The organism is Nocardia amamiensis, assembly GCF_015477605.1.
Taxonomy (GTDB): Bacteria; Actinomycetota; Actinomycetes; order Mycobacteriales; family Mycobacteriaceae; genus Nocardia; species Nocardia amamiensis_A.
The window spans coordinates 79236-93714 of sequence record NZ_JADLQX010000008.1; the positions used below are offsets into that span (position 1 = coordinate 79236).

Sequence of the window (14479 nt, forward strand, 5' to 3'; positions counted from 1 at the left end):
CTTTTCGCGTTCTTTGACGTCTACACATGTGTAGAGCTTGTGCGCATACGCAACTACACATACGCTGTTGTGTATACGTAGTGACAAGTCGTCAAAGGAGTGACATTCATGAGCAGACGAAGCGGTTCGATCGGTGGGCGCAAGACGCTGATCAGCCTTCGTGACGCCGCGGAATTGGCTGGGGGAGTGCATCCCCGGACGGTCCGCCGCTGGGTCGATGGCGGTCTTCTGGAGGGCTTCCAGGTCGGCCCGAGGCTGATCAAGGTCGATCGCGATCAGGTCCTCGCGTTGGTCCGTCCGCTGAACCAGAGCGGGGTTGCGTGATGCGCGCCCGGACGTTTGGTTTCGCGGTTGTCGCGGTGGCTCTCGGCTATGCAGTGCTGACGGCGCCGGAGGTTGTCGGGTTCACGGTGATGCTGTTGGGCGCGGTGGCGTTCTGGCAGGCGTCGCGGCGGTGGGGGGTTCGGCGATGAGCATCAACGAGCCGTTGCACGATCCGGCCGACTTGCTGGACGAGCTGGACGCGATCATCCGTGAGCAGGAGTTGTTGCGGCAGCGGACGGTTGCGTTGCAGGCCCGCTATCGGGCGCTGGAGGCGCACGCCGACCGGTACGACAAGCCGGGGCCGTACGAGTGGTTGCCCGAGGAGTTCGGCAGCGTCAATGTCGAGGCCGTTGTCCAGAGGCTCGACTGTGCCGCCGACAGCATGTACTACCCGGCGAAGTGGTTTGTGTCGGCGCGGGAGTGCGCGGCCAAGGTGCGGGAGTATCCGCAGTCGGATCGTGAGCAGGCCGATGCCGCGGGCCCGGCTTCGGCGGGGTCGGGCAGCGCCCTCGCGGAGTATCGGCCGGGCCGCGCCCTGGCCGACCGTGGCGAGATTGATGGGGGGCGGTCGCTGTGACCGGGCCGTGGCGGCAGGACCCGCCTGTACACGGGTACACGGTCACTCACTTCGACCGCCGTGGCCGACACAACCCGCTGCATGCGATGGCCGGTCCGGAGTTCACCGGTACCAGTGCCGTGTTTGCGCCGCTGGGGTTGTTGCCGCCGATGGTGCGGCTCGCCGCGTTCGGTGTGCTGCTGTTCGTCGCGATGGGTGGGTGCACGGCGGCATGGATCGACCAGCAGGACTATGTGCCGTCGCCGAACGTCTGCCGCCCGGTTGGTGCGGGGGTTCCGGCCGAGCCGCCGGGTTCGTGCGTGCCGCGTGAGCAGGTGGCGCGGTGATCGCGCGTGTGCTGCCGCCGGAGTTCGCGGTCGAGGTCGCGGCGATCGATGACGCGCGGGAGGCCGCGTATGCCGCGTTGCGGGAGGCCAACGCTCGTGGACTGACCGGGGCGGATGTCTACGCGGTGATTGATGCGATGGATCAGGTCACCGCTCGTTGCGAGGAGTTGCGTCGCCGCTACTTCCCGCGCCGTCACCGGCTGTTCGTGGCGTGTGGTGTTGCGTCGATCATGTCCAGGACAGGACGGTCTACCGAGATTGTCTGGCGTCGCCCAGATCCGGGAGTGCCCCAATGAGCGCGCCGGAGCAGCAGGACAGCGTCCCGGTTTACGAGTGGCGGATGGCGCCCGCGCATCTGCGGACCCGTCGCCAGCTGGCGGCGGAAGGTCTGCGTCCGAACGGGCAGGACATCGCGGGAAAGCTGCATCGTTCGCGCGGTAGCCGTCGAGAGCCGTTGGTGGCGTACCTGTTCGACGTGAACCGGGCCGCGCCGAAGCGGTCGGCGACCGCGGCTCAGTTGGAGACGCTGGCGAAGGCGACGCGCGAGCACCAGTTGCGTGCGGCTGAGCGTCACGGCGTCGACCGCGCCGAGTTCGACCAGACGGCAGGGGATCCGGGTCCGGGCTGGAACACATCCACCAGCGCTCTCGCGGACTACCGGCGGGGTTCTTCCCTGGCCGACGTGTTCTCGAGGGGCGCCGACCGGGAGGGATACGACCGATGAGCTATCGACTCTCGCCGCGCGACATGCTCGTGCTGATGGTGCTGGCCGAGATGTACGGTGCGCCACTCGAATTGGTGGCCTACATGCTCGGCGTAAGCCGGTCGTGGGCGTATCGAATCGTGGCGAAGTGGCAGAAGGCCCACATGATCAGCGCCAACCGTGTGCGCCCGGTGCCCGGATCGGTGTGGATCTACCCGACCAGGTCGGCGTGCGAGGCGCTGCTGGGCCGGTCGGTGCGCTACTGGGTGCCCACGCCGAAGATGGCTGCCCACACCCGCGCCGTGCTGGAACTGCGGTTGGCGCTGACCGGGCTGGATCTGGACCGCTGGATCTCCGAGCGGTCGATGCGCGGCGAGGTGGGTCTGGGGAAGGCGGGGCAGCCTCGCCCACACATCCACGACGGCCGCTACATCACCAGCTCCGGTGAGCTGTGGGCGGTCGAGGTGGAGCTGACCGCGAAAAACCTTGCGGCAGCGCGTACGTCGGTGGCGCAGGCGCTGCATGTGGCCAGGCGCGCTGACTGCGCGGGCTTGACCTACTACTGCCGCGGTGAAGCGGTGAAGAACGTGATCCGGACTGCTGCGGCCGGTCTCGATCTGTCGGACGGTCCGAAGCTGCGCCTGGTCGATCTGGACGAGCTGCTGGTCAAGAAGAACGCCGAGACGTCTACCTCGCTCGCTTCGCGACCCGGGCTTCGGGTGATCGCGGGCGGTGCCGCTGATCACGAAATCCCCCAGGTCGCAGACCCGAACGAAGGAAAGGCGGTCTGATCATGACCGATTGCACTCCAATTCTCACGCCAACCGATTGCGCGCCGTACGCGCCGACACCGGCCGCTACCCCGACGCCCGCGCCGGGCGCGCCGATCGAAATCGAGCGGAAGATGCCGCCGATCGGCCTGGACCACGACCCGCTGGGGTGGCTGCCCGATTTCAGCTCCTGGTCGATGGACGGTGTGGCGGATGGTGCGCTGCTGATCGCGGCGTGCGTGATCGCGATCCTGGTCATGACGATCATGATCCTGATTCCGGCGACCGCGCTGGCGTGGAAGCCGACGAAGTTGCGGAACTGGCTGATCGGTTCGGTGTTGGCGATGCCGGGCGCGACCGCGCTGTGGGCGTGGGATGTGTTCGAGCCGGGCCGCCTGGTCCACTCGGCTGCGCAGGAGTTCACGGGCGGCCAGTACGTCGGCGGCCTGCTCGGGATGGCTGTGGTTTTGGTGCCGTTGGCGTGGCTGACCGCGACCATCGCCCACACCAACCGCCGCGTGCAGCTGGCCACGGTCGGTCTCAAGAGCCCGGCCCGGACGGAGCGGGCGTTGTGGGCGCAGGCGCAGCGCGAGCAGCGCGCCGCCGCACGGCTGTCGCGCCGGCGGTTGCCTTTCACCACGGGCGGACTGTCGCCGGAGTTGGTGATCGGGCGCCTGGCGCTCGAGACGGACCAGGCCCCGCCGAAGAGCGTGTTGCGGCAGCTGCTCGGGCGCACCGAGACCCGGCTGATTCTGCCGTGGATCAACGTCGCCGAGCACATGACCACCGTCGCAGGCTCCGGGGCGGGCAAGACGACGTTGATGGTGCGGTTGCTGGTGTCGTGGTTCATCACCACGTGGGCGCGGCATCGGCAGTGGTGGCGGGCGGATCGTCCCGGTCGGCCGCTGGCGATCGTGGTCGACTGCAACGGCGGCCCGGAGTCCCGCAAGGTCGCCGCCCGGATGCGGAAGTGGTTCGCCGCGTTGGGTGTTCGGCCGGAGCGGATCGGGATCTTCCCCGACGACGTGTCGCTGGGCATGTGGAACGCCTCGGTGGATGACCTGCGCTCGATCCTCTCGGCGATGGTCTCCGGCGGTTCGACGCCGACCACGGACACCGAGAAGTACTTCCACGAGATCCGCGAGACGCTGATCCACCTGATCGTGGACGCCCCGGCGCGGGTCGAGGTGATCGACGGTGTGCCGACGCCGATCGGGCAGAACCCGCCGCGGTCGTGGATCGAGTTCCTCAGCCGGTTCGACGTGGAGAAGCTGTCGCGCCTGTGGGGCGGGCAGGCCGGGGCCGAGGTCTGGACCGGCGTGATGGGCATCGACATGGAGATCCGCTCGACCATCGACGGCAAACAGCCGGTCATGAACTCCGCCCGGGCGGAATTCGCCAACCTCTACCGCGCGCTGGGGGATGCGTTCGACGGCGACAAGGAGCTCACGGACTTCGACGTCATCTACATCGTGCTGGAGGGCGTGAAAACCCCGGATCGGGCCCGCGCCCAGTTCGGGGCGATCGGCACCATGTTCGAGCAGCTCGCCGACAAGCAGCACGGCCGCACCAGCCTGATGGTGGTCGATGAGTTCTCGGCGGTGTCGGATGGCAAGACCCGCGCGGTGAAGTGGGTCGAGCGCCTGCGCAAGGCCGGGATCGGGTCGTGGTGGATCGCGCAGTCCTGGCAGGGCTTGGGCCACGACGACGACAACCGCACTGGCCTGGTCGCCGCCGCCTCCGGCGGCAGCCTGTTGATGCGCTCGTCGGACCCGGAAACGCTGGCCAAGAAGTACGGCACCCGCCCCAAGTTCGAGCTGTCGCGCAAGTTGATCAGCGGTAACCGCGACGGCGACGAGGGCAACGTCCAGAGCAGTGACCAGTTCCTGATCCCGCCGAACCGGCTGCGCGCCATGGCCAAAGGCGACGTGGTCCAGGTGGCTGGCGGCCGCGCCCGCTGGGGCCGCGTCTCGCCGCTGGATGACGCCGAGCTCAAGCGCATCCGTCCGTTGCCCGGCATCGCCGATGTCACCGGCCCGGAACCCGGCACCGACACCACCGGACTGGCGCCGGTCATCGACCTGACCAAGCGCCGCCCGGCCTGAAAAACCCAGTATCACAAGGAGTTACAAGCACATGGCTTTCCCGAACCCGATCGAACCCGAGGACCACGGCGAGGAGCTGGGCGGACGCAGCGCCGCCGAGCAGGCGCACGAGCAGCAGGTACTCGACGCGCTCACCGCCGACATGGAAGGCAGCACCGCGGAGAAGCTCGCCGCCCAGCTGCTGACGCCGGTCGTGCCGGACGGCGGCACAGTCGGTCGCACCGTCGCCCCGCACGTGGACCGGGTCACCAAGACCCGCGACGGCCTGTGGCTGTGGGGTCCGGCGGCGGCGACCACGACCGGCGCGGTCGTCGCGGTGGCGGTGCTGCCGCTGCCCGGCCCGCTCGCGCTGTACGTGCTCGCGCTGGCGGCGTTCGCGTGGTGGCACTGCGCCGGACGCCCCGGCATCAGCGAGTCCGTGCGGATGCTCGCCTACGCGCTGGCCGACACCGGCGCCTGGATCCGCCGCCACATCGAGCAGCTGGCGCGCCGCCGCGCCGCGATGGAGTCCCGCCGCACGGCTCCCGGAGCACCCACCACCGAGAAAGGGAACTGACGTGCCGTTGATGTCGGTATCGCTGACTGAGGACCAGGTCCGCGCACGTACCAAGACCGTCACTCGTCGGATGGGCTGGCTCGGACTCAAGCCCGGTACCCAACTGACCTTGTGCCGCAAGGTCATGGGACGCCGCAGGGGTGAGCCGCTGGTGCGCATTGTCGATGTCGTGGTCGAGGACGTGCGCCGCGAGCGCCTGGCCCTCATCACCGCCGAGGACGTGTGCGCCGAGGGTTTCCCGGACTGGACCCCGGACGAGTTCATCGCGTTCTTCTGCCGCAGCCACCGGGGCTGCACACCCGAGACGACCGTCACTCGAATCCAGTGGCGCTACCTCACCGACGACACAGCCGCCTCGGCCGGAGTCGATCCCTCGATCCAGCGGGCCGGAACGGACCTGCTGACCCATGTCCGCGCCAACGTCGCCGCGGGCTACATCCCCACCACCCAGAAGGAGCAGTGATAATGTCCGATCGCAGTGTCGAAGACGAGATCTTCGCGCAGGCACGCCAGTTCAGTGCCGCGATGCGCGCGGCGATGCAGCGGCACGCCCAGGCCGCGTACTGGCTGGAGCGGCGCCGCGCCCGCAAGGAGATCTCTCGTCTGGTCCGCCAGGAGCGCCGCGAGCAGCAGCAGTCCCGTACCAATCACCTGTCGTGGACCAACCAGGCCGTTGACCGCTACCGCGTGCACGCCCAGGCGGTCGCGCAGCGGGCCAACGACCCGAGGGTGGATCACGACCGCCGCGCCCGCGACGCCCGCTCACTCGCGGAGCACCGCGACCGCCTGGCCGCACAGTTCATCGGTGACGAGCACCTGACCCGCACCGAGCAGGGCATCGCCCTGGACGGCCTGGACGCCGCGAGCGTGTTCCCGGAGTACAAGACCGGGAATCTCTTCTCCCGCGCGCACAAGGTCAAGGGCTTGGAGGCGCTGCACTACCGCGCCCGTGTGGCTCGCGAGACGGTCAGCGCCCGGCAGCGCGCCGAGCAGGAACGGCAGGACCGGCAGAAGGGCCTGGATACCACGCGCCGCGCCAATCTCGAGGAGGCGCTGCTGGCCCGCATCGACGCCGCCCAGGACCACCGTCACCGCTACACCGCGGAGATGACGTGGACCGACCCAGACGGTGGTGTGCTCACCGAATCCCGTCCGTTCGCCACCGAGCACACCGCGACGGAGTGGTTGCAGCGCAACATCAGCGGCACAGCGTGGGCGGACGGCACCACCCTGCGTGTCGAGACCCGCGACAACGACAACGCCGCAAAGCAATACACCAACTGGGGCCGTCCCGAGACCGTCGCCGAGCAGCTCGCCGACCGGGAGGCCGTATTGCGGGAGCGGACGCTGAGCGGGCAGGTGCACCGCGAAGCGTTCAAGCGGCAGGCCGCCCACGAGGCCGAGCAGGAGCGTTTCAGCGCCACGGTCACCTACCTGCCCGAGCACGCCAACCAGGTGGTGCACGAGCGCGGCACTCACGCCAGCGAGGTGGAGTCCGCACGCTGGACTGCGCAGCAGCTGGCCGGGATTCGGCCGGCGCCCGGCACCACCGTGCACGTCGCTGCATACGACTGCGCCGACGAATGGCGTCCGGAGCGGGTGTTCCGCGCCGAGGGCGGCCGGGAGATGGTGGCCGACGAGGTGACCCAGTGGCGCGAGGGCATCGAGCGCGTCTCGTCCGAGCAGGAGCGCGACGAGCAGCAGCTGCCCGCGACAGTCCAGCAGATCGCGGCCGAGCGTGACCAGCTCGCCGAGGATCTCGCGCAGCACGGTCGCGAAATCGAGCAGCTGTCCGGTGATCTGGTCACCGCCGCCGACCGCAACAACCAGCTGTCCGGTCAGGTCTCCGAGCGGGACAAGAAGATCACGGAACTGACTGCCCGTCACCAGCTGTCGATTGAGCACAACAACGAGCTGACCGAGGCCAACGCCCGGCTGACGCGGCAGCTGACCGCGCTGACCGCCGAGCGCGACACGCTGCGCGGTGAACGCGACGAGGCGGTGCAGAAGCTCGCCGAGCGCACACCAGCGCACGAGCGGTACGGCAGCCCGGAGCGTCAGGCCGAGCAGGCCAAGGCATCCGTATCGGCTGGCCGGTCCGCGCTGGCGGACTACCAGCAGGGCAGCTGCCTGGCCGAGACCGTCGCCCGCAACGGACACGACCGAGAGGGCATGGACCGATGAGCAGCAACGAACTCGACGACCTGTACATCAACCGTTACGCCGGTCGGGTCGAGGACCCCACCGAAGTCCTGATGCGGGCGGACTTCGACCGGGCGAAGGACCTGAGCGAGACGGCGTTTCACGCCGAGTCCGACCAGGACATCGACCGGATCTTCGACAAGGTCGATGAGATCTCCGTCCGCTGGTCGTCTCGGGACGACGATTACGGCGTCGCCTACCGGTATCTGTCCGACGCCTACAGCGACTGGAAGTCTTCGCCGGACACCATGCGCCGGTTGCATGAGCAGATCGCCGTGGACGAGGCCCAGGGCGCCCAGGTCTGGTCCGGGATCCAGTGGCGCAGTCAGCAGCACGCTCGCGAGCTGACCGGAAACGGCGTCTGGGTGGTGGAGCCGCGTTCGATCGAGCAGGCCCGCCAGCAGCTCGCCGCGATAGAGCGCGCCGAGGGCTGGTCGGACCCGGCCGAAGCTCGCCCCGCCGCGGCGCCGGTCCCGGTGTCGGGCTCGTTCGCCGCTGCTCGCACCGCGGAGCTGTCCGCGCTGGCGGACTACGGGCCGGGCAGCAGCCTGGCCGATGCGCTCACCCACGGCACCGACCGGGAAGGCATGGAGCGATGAGCACCGACAACCGCACCATGGCGGATCTGATCGACGATCTCATCCGGTCGGACGGCCTGGACGCGGCGGTCGCCGCCTACTACGCCCGGCGGGTCCCGCACCCGCGGGAGGCGTTGTGGCGCACCGACTACACCCGTGCCTACATCCTGCGGGATCGGGCCGAAGACGCTCCGCGCCGCGACCACCCCGACGCGATCGCGCTGTGGGCGCAGGCCCGCGCGATCGAACAGCGGTGGACCGCCGATCCGGCTGTCGCGCCCCGGTGGGCGGAGCTGGACGAGATGCTCGCGCACACCGTTTACCCGGGCTTGTTTCACCCGGAGCCGCCGACCATGCCGAGCGAGCCACCGCCCGGCATGGACCCGACGACGTGGCGCAGTCGGTTGCAGGTACGCGACATGACCGGCCACGGCCGATGGCCCGACACCAGCACAACCAGGACAGATCACGAAGGAGCCGAACCAATGACCAACCTTAGCCACGAGCACGAGACCGAATCCATTACCGAGCAGCAGATGCGGGCGGACTTCATGCACGCGTGGTCGTACGCGCAGCGGATGACGCCGGAGGACTACGATCCGGCCGATCAGGTGGCCTACGGCGAATACGCAGACCGGTGGACCGGCGGCGAGGAGCAGTGGGCAGACGAGTGGCTGTACCTGGAAGACGCGACCACCCGCTGGCGCGACGACCGCGCTGGCGCGGAGCGCCAACTGGCCTTTCATCAGCGCGCCGACCTGCTGTCGCCGATCGAGGCGCGCAGCGAAGATCAGGCCCGCTACATCGCCGCCCACGGCATCGAACGCGACGAGCACGGTCTGCTGACCTCGCACTATGTGACCCGCGTGCCCGACTGGGCCGCGGGCGCCGCCGGATCGGCGTTGGCGGATTACCAGCCGGGCAATGTCCTGGCTGCGTCGCGGGCGAACTCCGAGCGTGATGGAGCGGAGCGGTGAGCGCCCGGTCGGTCGAGGCGACGATGCCCGCCCGCGCCGCGGACTGCTTCGATGCCGAGGTGGCCGTCCGGCCGGCGCCGCCGCGGTCGCCGGTGCGGCTGGTCTGCACGGCGCCGTTTCCGATGTCGCAGTCGGCGCCCGCGGCACAGCCGTCGTCGTCGGCTGGTCTGAGCACCGCCGAGCTGGAGGCGCGGTTGATCGCGGCGCATCAGCGTGCCGCGGATCTGGAGGAGCAGCTGGCCGCCGTTGTCGCGGCCCGCGATGCCGCCGAGCATCAGGCCGCGCAGCTGGAAGACCGTAACCGGGAGCTTGCCAGCGATCTGGACAACGCCCTGGACCAGCTCGCCGGGCACGCCTTGCACGTCGAGCAGGAACGGCTGATCCACACCCCCGTGTACGGCCTGTGGGCCGTGTCCACCGATCGAGAGGACTACGACCGATGAACCCGACACCCACTGTCCAGCCTGTCCAGCGGCCGTCCAGCGGCCGTCTAGACGTCGCGGAGTTGACCGCGCTGGCGATGACGATCGTCATCGGCGCGGGCGCGTTCGCGTGGTCGTTCGCCGCGTTGACCGAACTGAGCGTGATGGCCGGGATCACGCCGCGTCTAGCGTGGGCCGGGCCGATTTTTGTGGACGGCGCGATTGTCCAGTCCGCTGTCGCCCTGGTTTCGTTGCAGCGCCGGGCACGGCAGAACGTCGAGATCCCGGCCGCGACGCGCTGGTTCTTCTGGGGTGAGCTGTTCGCCGCCGAACTCATCTCCGTGGTCGGAAACGGCTTGCACGCTGCGGAATCCGGGCAGCGGATCTTGCCCGCGACGATCGCGGCGTGCGTCGCGGGCGCCGCGCCGCTGTTCGGCCTGGCCGCCACGCACGGGCTCACGGCGTTGATCGAGGTTCCCCGTAACCCGGAACCGGCCACCGAGCCGGACTGGACACCGGTGTACGCCGAGGCGACTCGACTGGACACCGGCCGTCCAGGACTGGACAGCGAGCGTGCAGCCCTGGACAGCGACTCGACAGTGACCGTCGAGGAAGTGGACACCGACCCGCTCGCCGAGCGTGACGCGGAGATCGTGCGCCGTCACACCGGCGGGGAATCGATGCGCCAGCTTGCCGCCGTCTACGGGATCTCGCCGTCGCGGGTCGGCCAGATCGTCACCGCCGCCAAGCAACAGACCGATGTCGACGAGGACGGAGCGGAGGTGCTGAGCCTGATTCGCTGACCGATCGCCCCGGGAGGGCAGACGATCCGTCTGCCCTCCCTTCCCGAACTTTCATCACTCCGATTCCTGAAGGGAATTCATCATGACGAGCACCTTGACCGACCTGGACCAGATCAACGCCGAGCTGATGAGCCAGGGCGCCCGCAACCCGTTCGGCCGCGACGTCGAACCCAACACCACGATCTCCGGCGAGATCGTCGCCGTGGTGCGGCGCCACCGCCACAACAGCAAGGGCCAGCCCTTGTTCTGGGTGAACCGCAAGCCGATGGTCGCCCAGGCCGGAGACCCGGTCATCGACTCGGCGCTGATCCTGGAGACCGACGAGCGTGTCGACTCCGATGACGAGGGCCTGCGGTCGATCACGCTGGATCGCGATGTGCAGCGCGCTATCGCCGCGGGCGTGCGCCGTGCACGCGCCGGCGGATTCGCGATCGGCGGTCGCCTCGATCAGCTGGTCTACGTCGGCCCGGTCGAGGGCGGCGGCTACGGCCGCGTGTACGAACTGGTCGCCTACATCCCGCCCATCGACTAAACCTGACCACCACCGAAGCCCGGCCGTGAATTCGGCCGGGCTTTTTCGTGTCTACAGCCGGTCTACAAACTCGGCTCTCCACCCCTGACTTTTCCCCTGGCCCTTCCTCCGCAGGCAAACCGAGCCCGGAGCGGTGGTTGCTCAAGGGTGGCCGCCAGGCCATCGCCGCAGGCGACGCGACGCAGGAGCGCCCTTGAACAACCACCGCTCCGGGCTCACGCTATCCGGCCGAGGAAGGGCCTTGTTCCTGCCGTGGATTCGGCTGCGTGGCGGTCGATCTTGTCCGGTTGGTTGCACGAAAATGTGAGCACAAAAGTAGCGAATAAGTAGCACACGCGTGTGCTACTTATTCGTGCTCTCAACCACCACCCCAACCCTCCCGTGAGCTGGGCAAAGGGCGTGATTTCTGCTCACTCCCCCACCCCCACCCAGTCCGACATCTCATCGCCCACTTCGTGTTCAACGAGATGTCGGACTGGGTGGGGGTGGGGGAGCAATCAGAAATCAAAAGAACGGAAGGGAGGGTTGGGGTGGTGGTTGAGAGAAAAGAAGTGGTTGCGTTGGGTGGGCATCGGAAAGTTTGCGAGTGGGTTGCTTTGGGAGACGGTGGCGGTGGTGGCGTCGTCTGCACCGGCTGCGGTCTACTGCACGCGGCTGTGCGTGTAGTCGAGTGGCGTAGCGCGCGGGGCGATCCGAGGCGGGTTACCGCGACCTTGTGGTCGCGCGGTCCGGCGCGCGGTGTGCTGGGTGCTCCTCCGGTATGGCCTTATCCGGGGCTATCACGACGACAACGACCATCAAGGGCAAGTCGGCTACGCCGATGGCCTGGCGGCCACCCTTGACGGCCGCCGCCGTCGTGATCGAGTCGCCCCAGGCCATACCGGAGGAGCACCCAGCACGAGCCCAAAGCACGCGCTATGGACCGGGAACTGCGCAGCCGCAGGCTGCGAGGCGGGGCGCTGCCCCTGCGCCCCGCCCTCGCCGGGAGGCAGGCCACCCAGAGGGGCGCGGGCGAACAGCTGACTGTAGAGAGGTCTACCGCAGCCGCAAGCAGGTAGACCGGTCCCAGCGCCGCAGGCAACGAGTTTCTCAGCAACTTTCCAGCGTTGTATGCAGCTATCTTAGGGCTACGGCGGCGGCGCTGAATGCTGTTTGGTCTTACGGGGCCGGTTCGGCAACCATGCGCGAGTGTTGGTTCCAGGAAATGAGGCCACCAATTCGCGGCCAAAAACCCGCCACTCCAAATGTGCAAACATGCTGGTAAACCCACTGATTGAACCGTACGACTGTCGGAGCTGACGACTACCTCGACCATCGTGCAAACTATGTCCGGCTCGGGCCTCGGTGTCGGTATGACGAGTGTCAACGTCGGTCGGCGGGCGTGGGGGAGTCAGGTTCGAGTCCTACTCTTAATTAGCAGGTTTGAGAATCGGGCGTGTCCTACAGTCTTGCGCATGACGTGGACGCCGTTATCGCAGCGGACTGGAAGGGCCGAGGCCGATGGCCCATTCGAAGGTGTGCCCGACCACCTACATGGCTTGCTCCGCGGCTGGGCAGAGAAGGTAGCGAGGGGCTACGGCTCCGCCATCCTAGAGAAGATCGGGCTTCGACTGCGGGTCGAAAACCGTACAAGCGAGACGTTTCAGGCGTTTAGCCTGGTTCTCAATGCATTCTACGATGAACAGCAGGCGTTGGACCTAATCGACGCGCTGCTGCACTACGGAGCTCAACTGGAGCCAGACACGTGGACTATCGCTAATGGCCTGCCCTCGGAACTGCGGCGGATACTTGAGGACGGAGGATCGGTCTGGACGGTGTCACCGGAGGCAGATCGGCTGGTGCTGGTTGTCGATGAGCGCGTTGAGGAGATCTACCAGCAAGCAGTCGCCGTAGAGGATGAGGCGACGATCGAGCTGCGGGAGGCATGGGCAAATGCGTACGGGCGCAACGGAAACGCTTCAGATGCGTGGGATCATGCCATCAAAGCGGTCGAGGATGTGCTGATTCCGGTGGTTGTCCCTAACAAGGCCAAGGCGACACTCTCGGACGTTCTCGGCCAGCTTCGCTCTCCTGCCTCGTCAGCGCAGTGGAAGATGATGCTCCCCGGCGCGGACCAGACGCACGATGTCGCAGGGTTCGTGGGAATGCTCCAATGGTTGTGGCCGAACCACGACCGCCACGGCGGAGGAGGTCCACGGCGGATTCCGTCTATCGACGAGGCAAGGATGATCGTGACCTGCGCGGCCATGATTGTGCAGTGGCATCGGCAAGGATGGATCGTCGCACGACGCTGACGTAACCAGATTCGCAAACGAGGCCGGAGGCTGATTTGGGGGCACACGGGATGAACGGCGCCGCGGGCAGATAGGAGGAACGCCTATCCGTAACCAGAGGTTCGCCGATAAGACTACATTTCGTTGATACTGAGCTCCCGACGTGGTTGCTTGTCAGCGTGTTCGGTCCTAGTCGAGAGCGGCGCGTACGCTGTCCCACCGCGACTTTGCCCGGTGCGCGTACCTCATGGTGGTGGTGACCGAGGCGTGTCCGAGGAGGCGGGACACATCTTCGATCGGAATGCCGCGCTCAAGAAGCCGGCTTGCGTAGGTATGGCGGAGGTCATGCAGTCGGACGTGTCCGATCTGGTGACGGTGCTTCCCCTTGCCCACGTACGCGATCCGTACTGACGCTTCGAAACGGTCACGGAGGTTGCTTGGATCGAACGGGCGACCTTGCGTGTGGGCCAGAACCAGGCCGGAGTGCACGCGGGCATTCCGCGGGTACTTCACGGGCGCTGGCGCGGGCTTGCCCATCCCGACGCGATCGAGCCGTGCCCGCAGTAACTTGGTGAGCTTGTCGCCAATCGGAATCGTGCGCCGTTCGTAGTCCTTCGGTGGATTCATCTCATGCTCCACCGGGTCATACCCCCATTCGATGGCAATCTCGCGGCGCTTGAGGTTCACGCTCTCCCAGTGCAGCCCCATCGCCTCACCTAGGCGGATGCCGGAACCGAGCAGCACCTCGACCACCACCAAGTCGAAGGCGTCGAGGGATGCCTCGATTGCGGCAATCTCTTCGTCGTCGAGATAGCGCTCAGGCATCGGACCTGGTTTCGGTAGCTTGATGCCCTTGCACGGGTTGATGTCGATGCGCCGGGCGAGATGCGCGGCCTTCATTGACGAAGACAGCAAGTAGTAGCACTTTGCGACGGTCGACGGCGCCATCCCGCTGTTAGTGAGCTTCGTCACCCACTTCTGCACGTCGTCAGTAGTGATCGAGCGCAGGGCTTCGTTCTCCCACCGCGGCCGGACGTGATCGCGCAGGCGCGCCGTGTCCGAGCGGCTTGTGCTCTTTCTCACAATCCGAGCCGCTTGCCAGCTGGTTTCCCACTTGCCCCACGTGAGCTTGTCGGCACCCGCCGGGGTCGGCGTCCTCCGCTCGCTGACTTCCTTGGCTCCGGCTTCCCGCTCCGCATCCGGCTTCCTTGTGAAGGTGCCTGCGCTCCGCTTCTTGCCGTTGGCGTCCCTGTAGACGCCCCTGTACTTGCCGCTGGGGAGCTTTTCCGCCCACGCCATAGCCCCGTGACCCCTCCAATCGGTTCGTGCCC

At 67.5% G+C, this 14479-nt stretch carries 17 protein-coding genes; 16 read left to right on the forward strand and 1 reads right to left on the reverse strand.

Going from position 1 to position 14479, the window contains the following annotated elements:
- Positions 1 to 108: 108 nt before the first annotated feature.
- The 16 genes from IU459_RS13105 to IU459_RS13180 all read left to right on the forward strand — a co-directional run bounded on the left by IU459_RS13105 (position 109) and on the right by IU459_RS13180 (position 13169).
- Positions 109 to 324 (forward strand): helix-turn-helix domain-containing protein, encoded by a 216-nt coding sequence (locus IU459_RS13105; RefSeq protein ID WP_195129786.1) that lies wholly within the window; start codon positions 109 to 111, stop codon positions 322 to 324.
- A gap of 145 nt (positions 325 to 469) precedes the next feature.
- Complete coding sequence (locus IU459_RS13110; RefSeq protein ID WP_195129787.1) at positions 470 to 901, forward strand: hypothetical protein; 432 nt, start codon at positions 470 to 472, stop codon at positions 899 to 901.
- Positions 902 to 987: 86 nt separating this feature from the next.
- The gene (locus tag IU459_RS13115; RefSeq protein WP_195129788.1) at positions 988 to 1227 is read left to right on the forward strand and encodes a hypothetical protein; all 240 of its coding nucleotides are present in this window, start codon (positions 988 to 990) and stop codon (positions 1225 to 1227) included.
- The gene (locus IU459_RS13120) at positions 1224 to 1523 is read left to right on the forward strand and encodes a hypothetical protein (RefSeq protein WP_195129789.1); all 300 of its coding nucleotides are present in this window, start codon (positions 1224 to 1226) and stop codon (positions 1521 to 1523) included. Before IU459_RS13115 ends, IU459_RS13120 begins: the two co-directional genes overlap by 4 nt.
- Positions 1520 to 1951 carry an RRQRL motif-containing zinc-binding protein gene (locus IU459_RS13125; protein ID WP_195129790.1) on the forward strand — a complete coding sequence of 144 codons (432 nt, stop codon included), beginning with the start codon at positions 1520 to 1522 and terminating at the stop codon, positions 1949 to 1951. Before IU459_RS13120 ends, IU459_RS13125 begins: the two co-directional genes overlap by 4 nt.
- Entirely contained in the window at positions 1948 to 2721 is a 774-nt protein-coding gene (locus IU459_RS13130) for a hypothetical protein (protein WP_195129791.1), read from the forward strand. The genes IU459_RS13125 and IU459_RS13130 overlap by 4 nt, the downstream gene beginning before the upstream one ends.
- A 2-nt stretch (positions 2722 to 2723) precedes the next feature.
- Entirely contained in the window at positions 2724 to 4805 is a 2082-nt protein-coding gene (locus tag IU459_RS13135; protein WP_195129792.1) for a hypothetical protein, read from the forward strand.
- 31 nt (positions 4806 to 4836) lie between these two features.
- Entirely contained in the window at positions 4837 to 5361 is a 525-nt protein-coding gene (locus tag IU459_RS13140) for a hypothetical protein (RefSeq protein ID WP_195129793.1), read from the forward strand.
- Positions 5362 to 5371: 10 nt separating this feature from the next.
- Entirely contained in the window at positions 5372 to 5824 is a 453-nt protein-coding gene (locus tag IU459_RS38455; protein ID WP_228837848.1) for a hypothetical protein, read from the forward strand.
- Positions 5825 to 5826: 2 nt separating this feature from the next.
- The gene (locus IU459_RS13150; RefSeq protein ID WP_195129794.1) at positions 5827 to 7545 is read left to right on the forward strand and encodes a hypothetical protein; all 1719 of its coding nucleotides are present in this window, start codon (positions 5827 to 5829) and stop codon (positions 7543 to 7545) included.
- A complete protein-coding gene (locus tag IU459_RS13155; protein ID WP_195129795.1) occupies positions 7542 to 8162 on the forward strand; it encodes a hypothetical protein in 621 nt (206 codons plus the stop codon). Before IU459_RS13150 ends, IU459_RS13155 begins: the two co-directional genes overlap by 4 nt.
- Positions 8159 to 9118 carry a hypothetical protein gene (locus tag IU459_RS13160; protein ID WP_195129796.1) on the forward strand — a complete coding sequence of 320 codons (960 nt, stop codon included), beginning with the start codon at positions 8159 to 8161 and terminating at the stop codon, positions 9116 to 9118. Before IU459_RS13155 ends, IU459_RS13160 begins: the two co-directional genes overlap by 4 nt.
- Positions 9115 to 9561, forward strand: coding sequence for a hypothetical protein (locus IU459_RS13165; RefSeq protein WP_195129797.1), 447 nt, complete (start codon positions 9115 to 9117; stop codon positions 9559 to 9561). The genes IU459_RS13160 and IU459_RS13165 overlap by 4 nt, the downstream gene beginning before the upstream one ends.
- Positions 9558 to 10343: a DUF2637 domain-containing protein gene (locus IU459_RS13170; RefSeq protein ID WP_195129798.1), complete on the forward strand. Its 786-nt coding sequence runs from the start codon at positions 9558 to 9560 to the stop codon at positions 10341 to 10343. The genes IU459_RS13165 and IU459_RS13170 overlap by 4 nt, the downstream gene beginning before the upstream one ends.
- A gap of 82 nt (positions 10344 to 10425) precedes the next feature.
- Positions 10426 to 10875: a hypothetical protein gene (locus tag IU459_RS13175; RefSeq protein ID WP_195129799.1), complete on the forward strand. Its 450-nt coding sequence runs from the start codon at positions 10426 to 10428 to the stop codon at positions 10873 to 10875.
- Between the two features lie 1454 nt (positions 10876 to 12329).
- On the forward strand, positions 12330 to 13169 hold the full coding sequence (locus IU459_RS13180; RefSeq protein WP_195129800.1) for a hypothetical protein: 840 nt from the start codon (positions 12330 to 12332) through the stop codon (positions 13167 to 13169).
- A gap of 168 nt (positions 13170 to 13337) precedes the next feature.
- On the opposite strand, the gene IU459_RS13185 is transcribed toward IU459_RS13180, so the two are convergent.
- Positions 13338 to 14447 (reverse strand): tyrosine-type recombinase/integrase, encoded by a 1110-nt coding sequence (locus tag IU459_RS13185; RefSeq protein ID WP_195129801.1) that lies wholly within the window; start codon positions 14445 to 14447, stop codon positions 13338 to 13340.
- Positions 14448 to 14479: the final 32 nt, after the last annotated feature.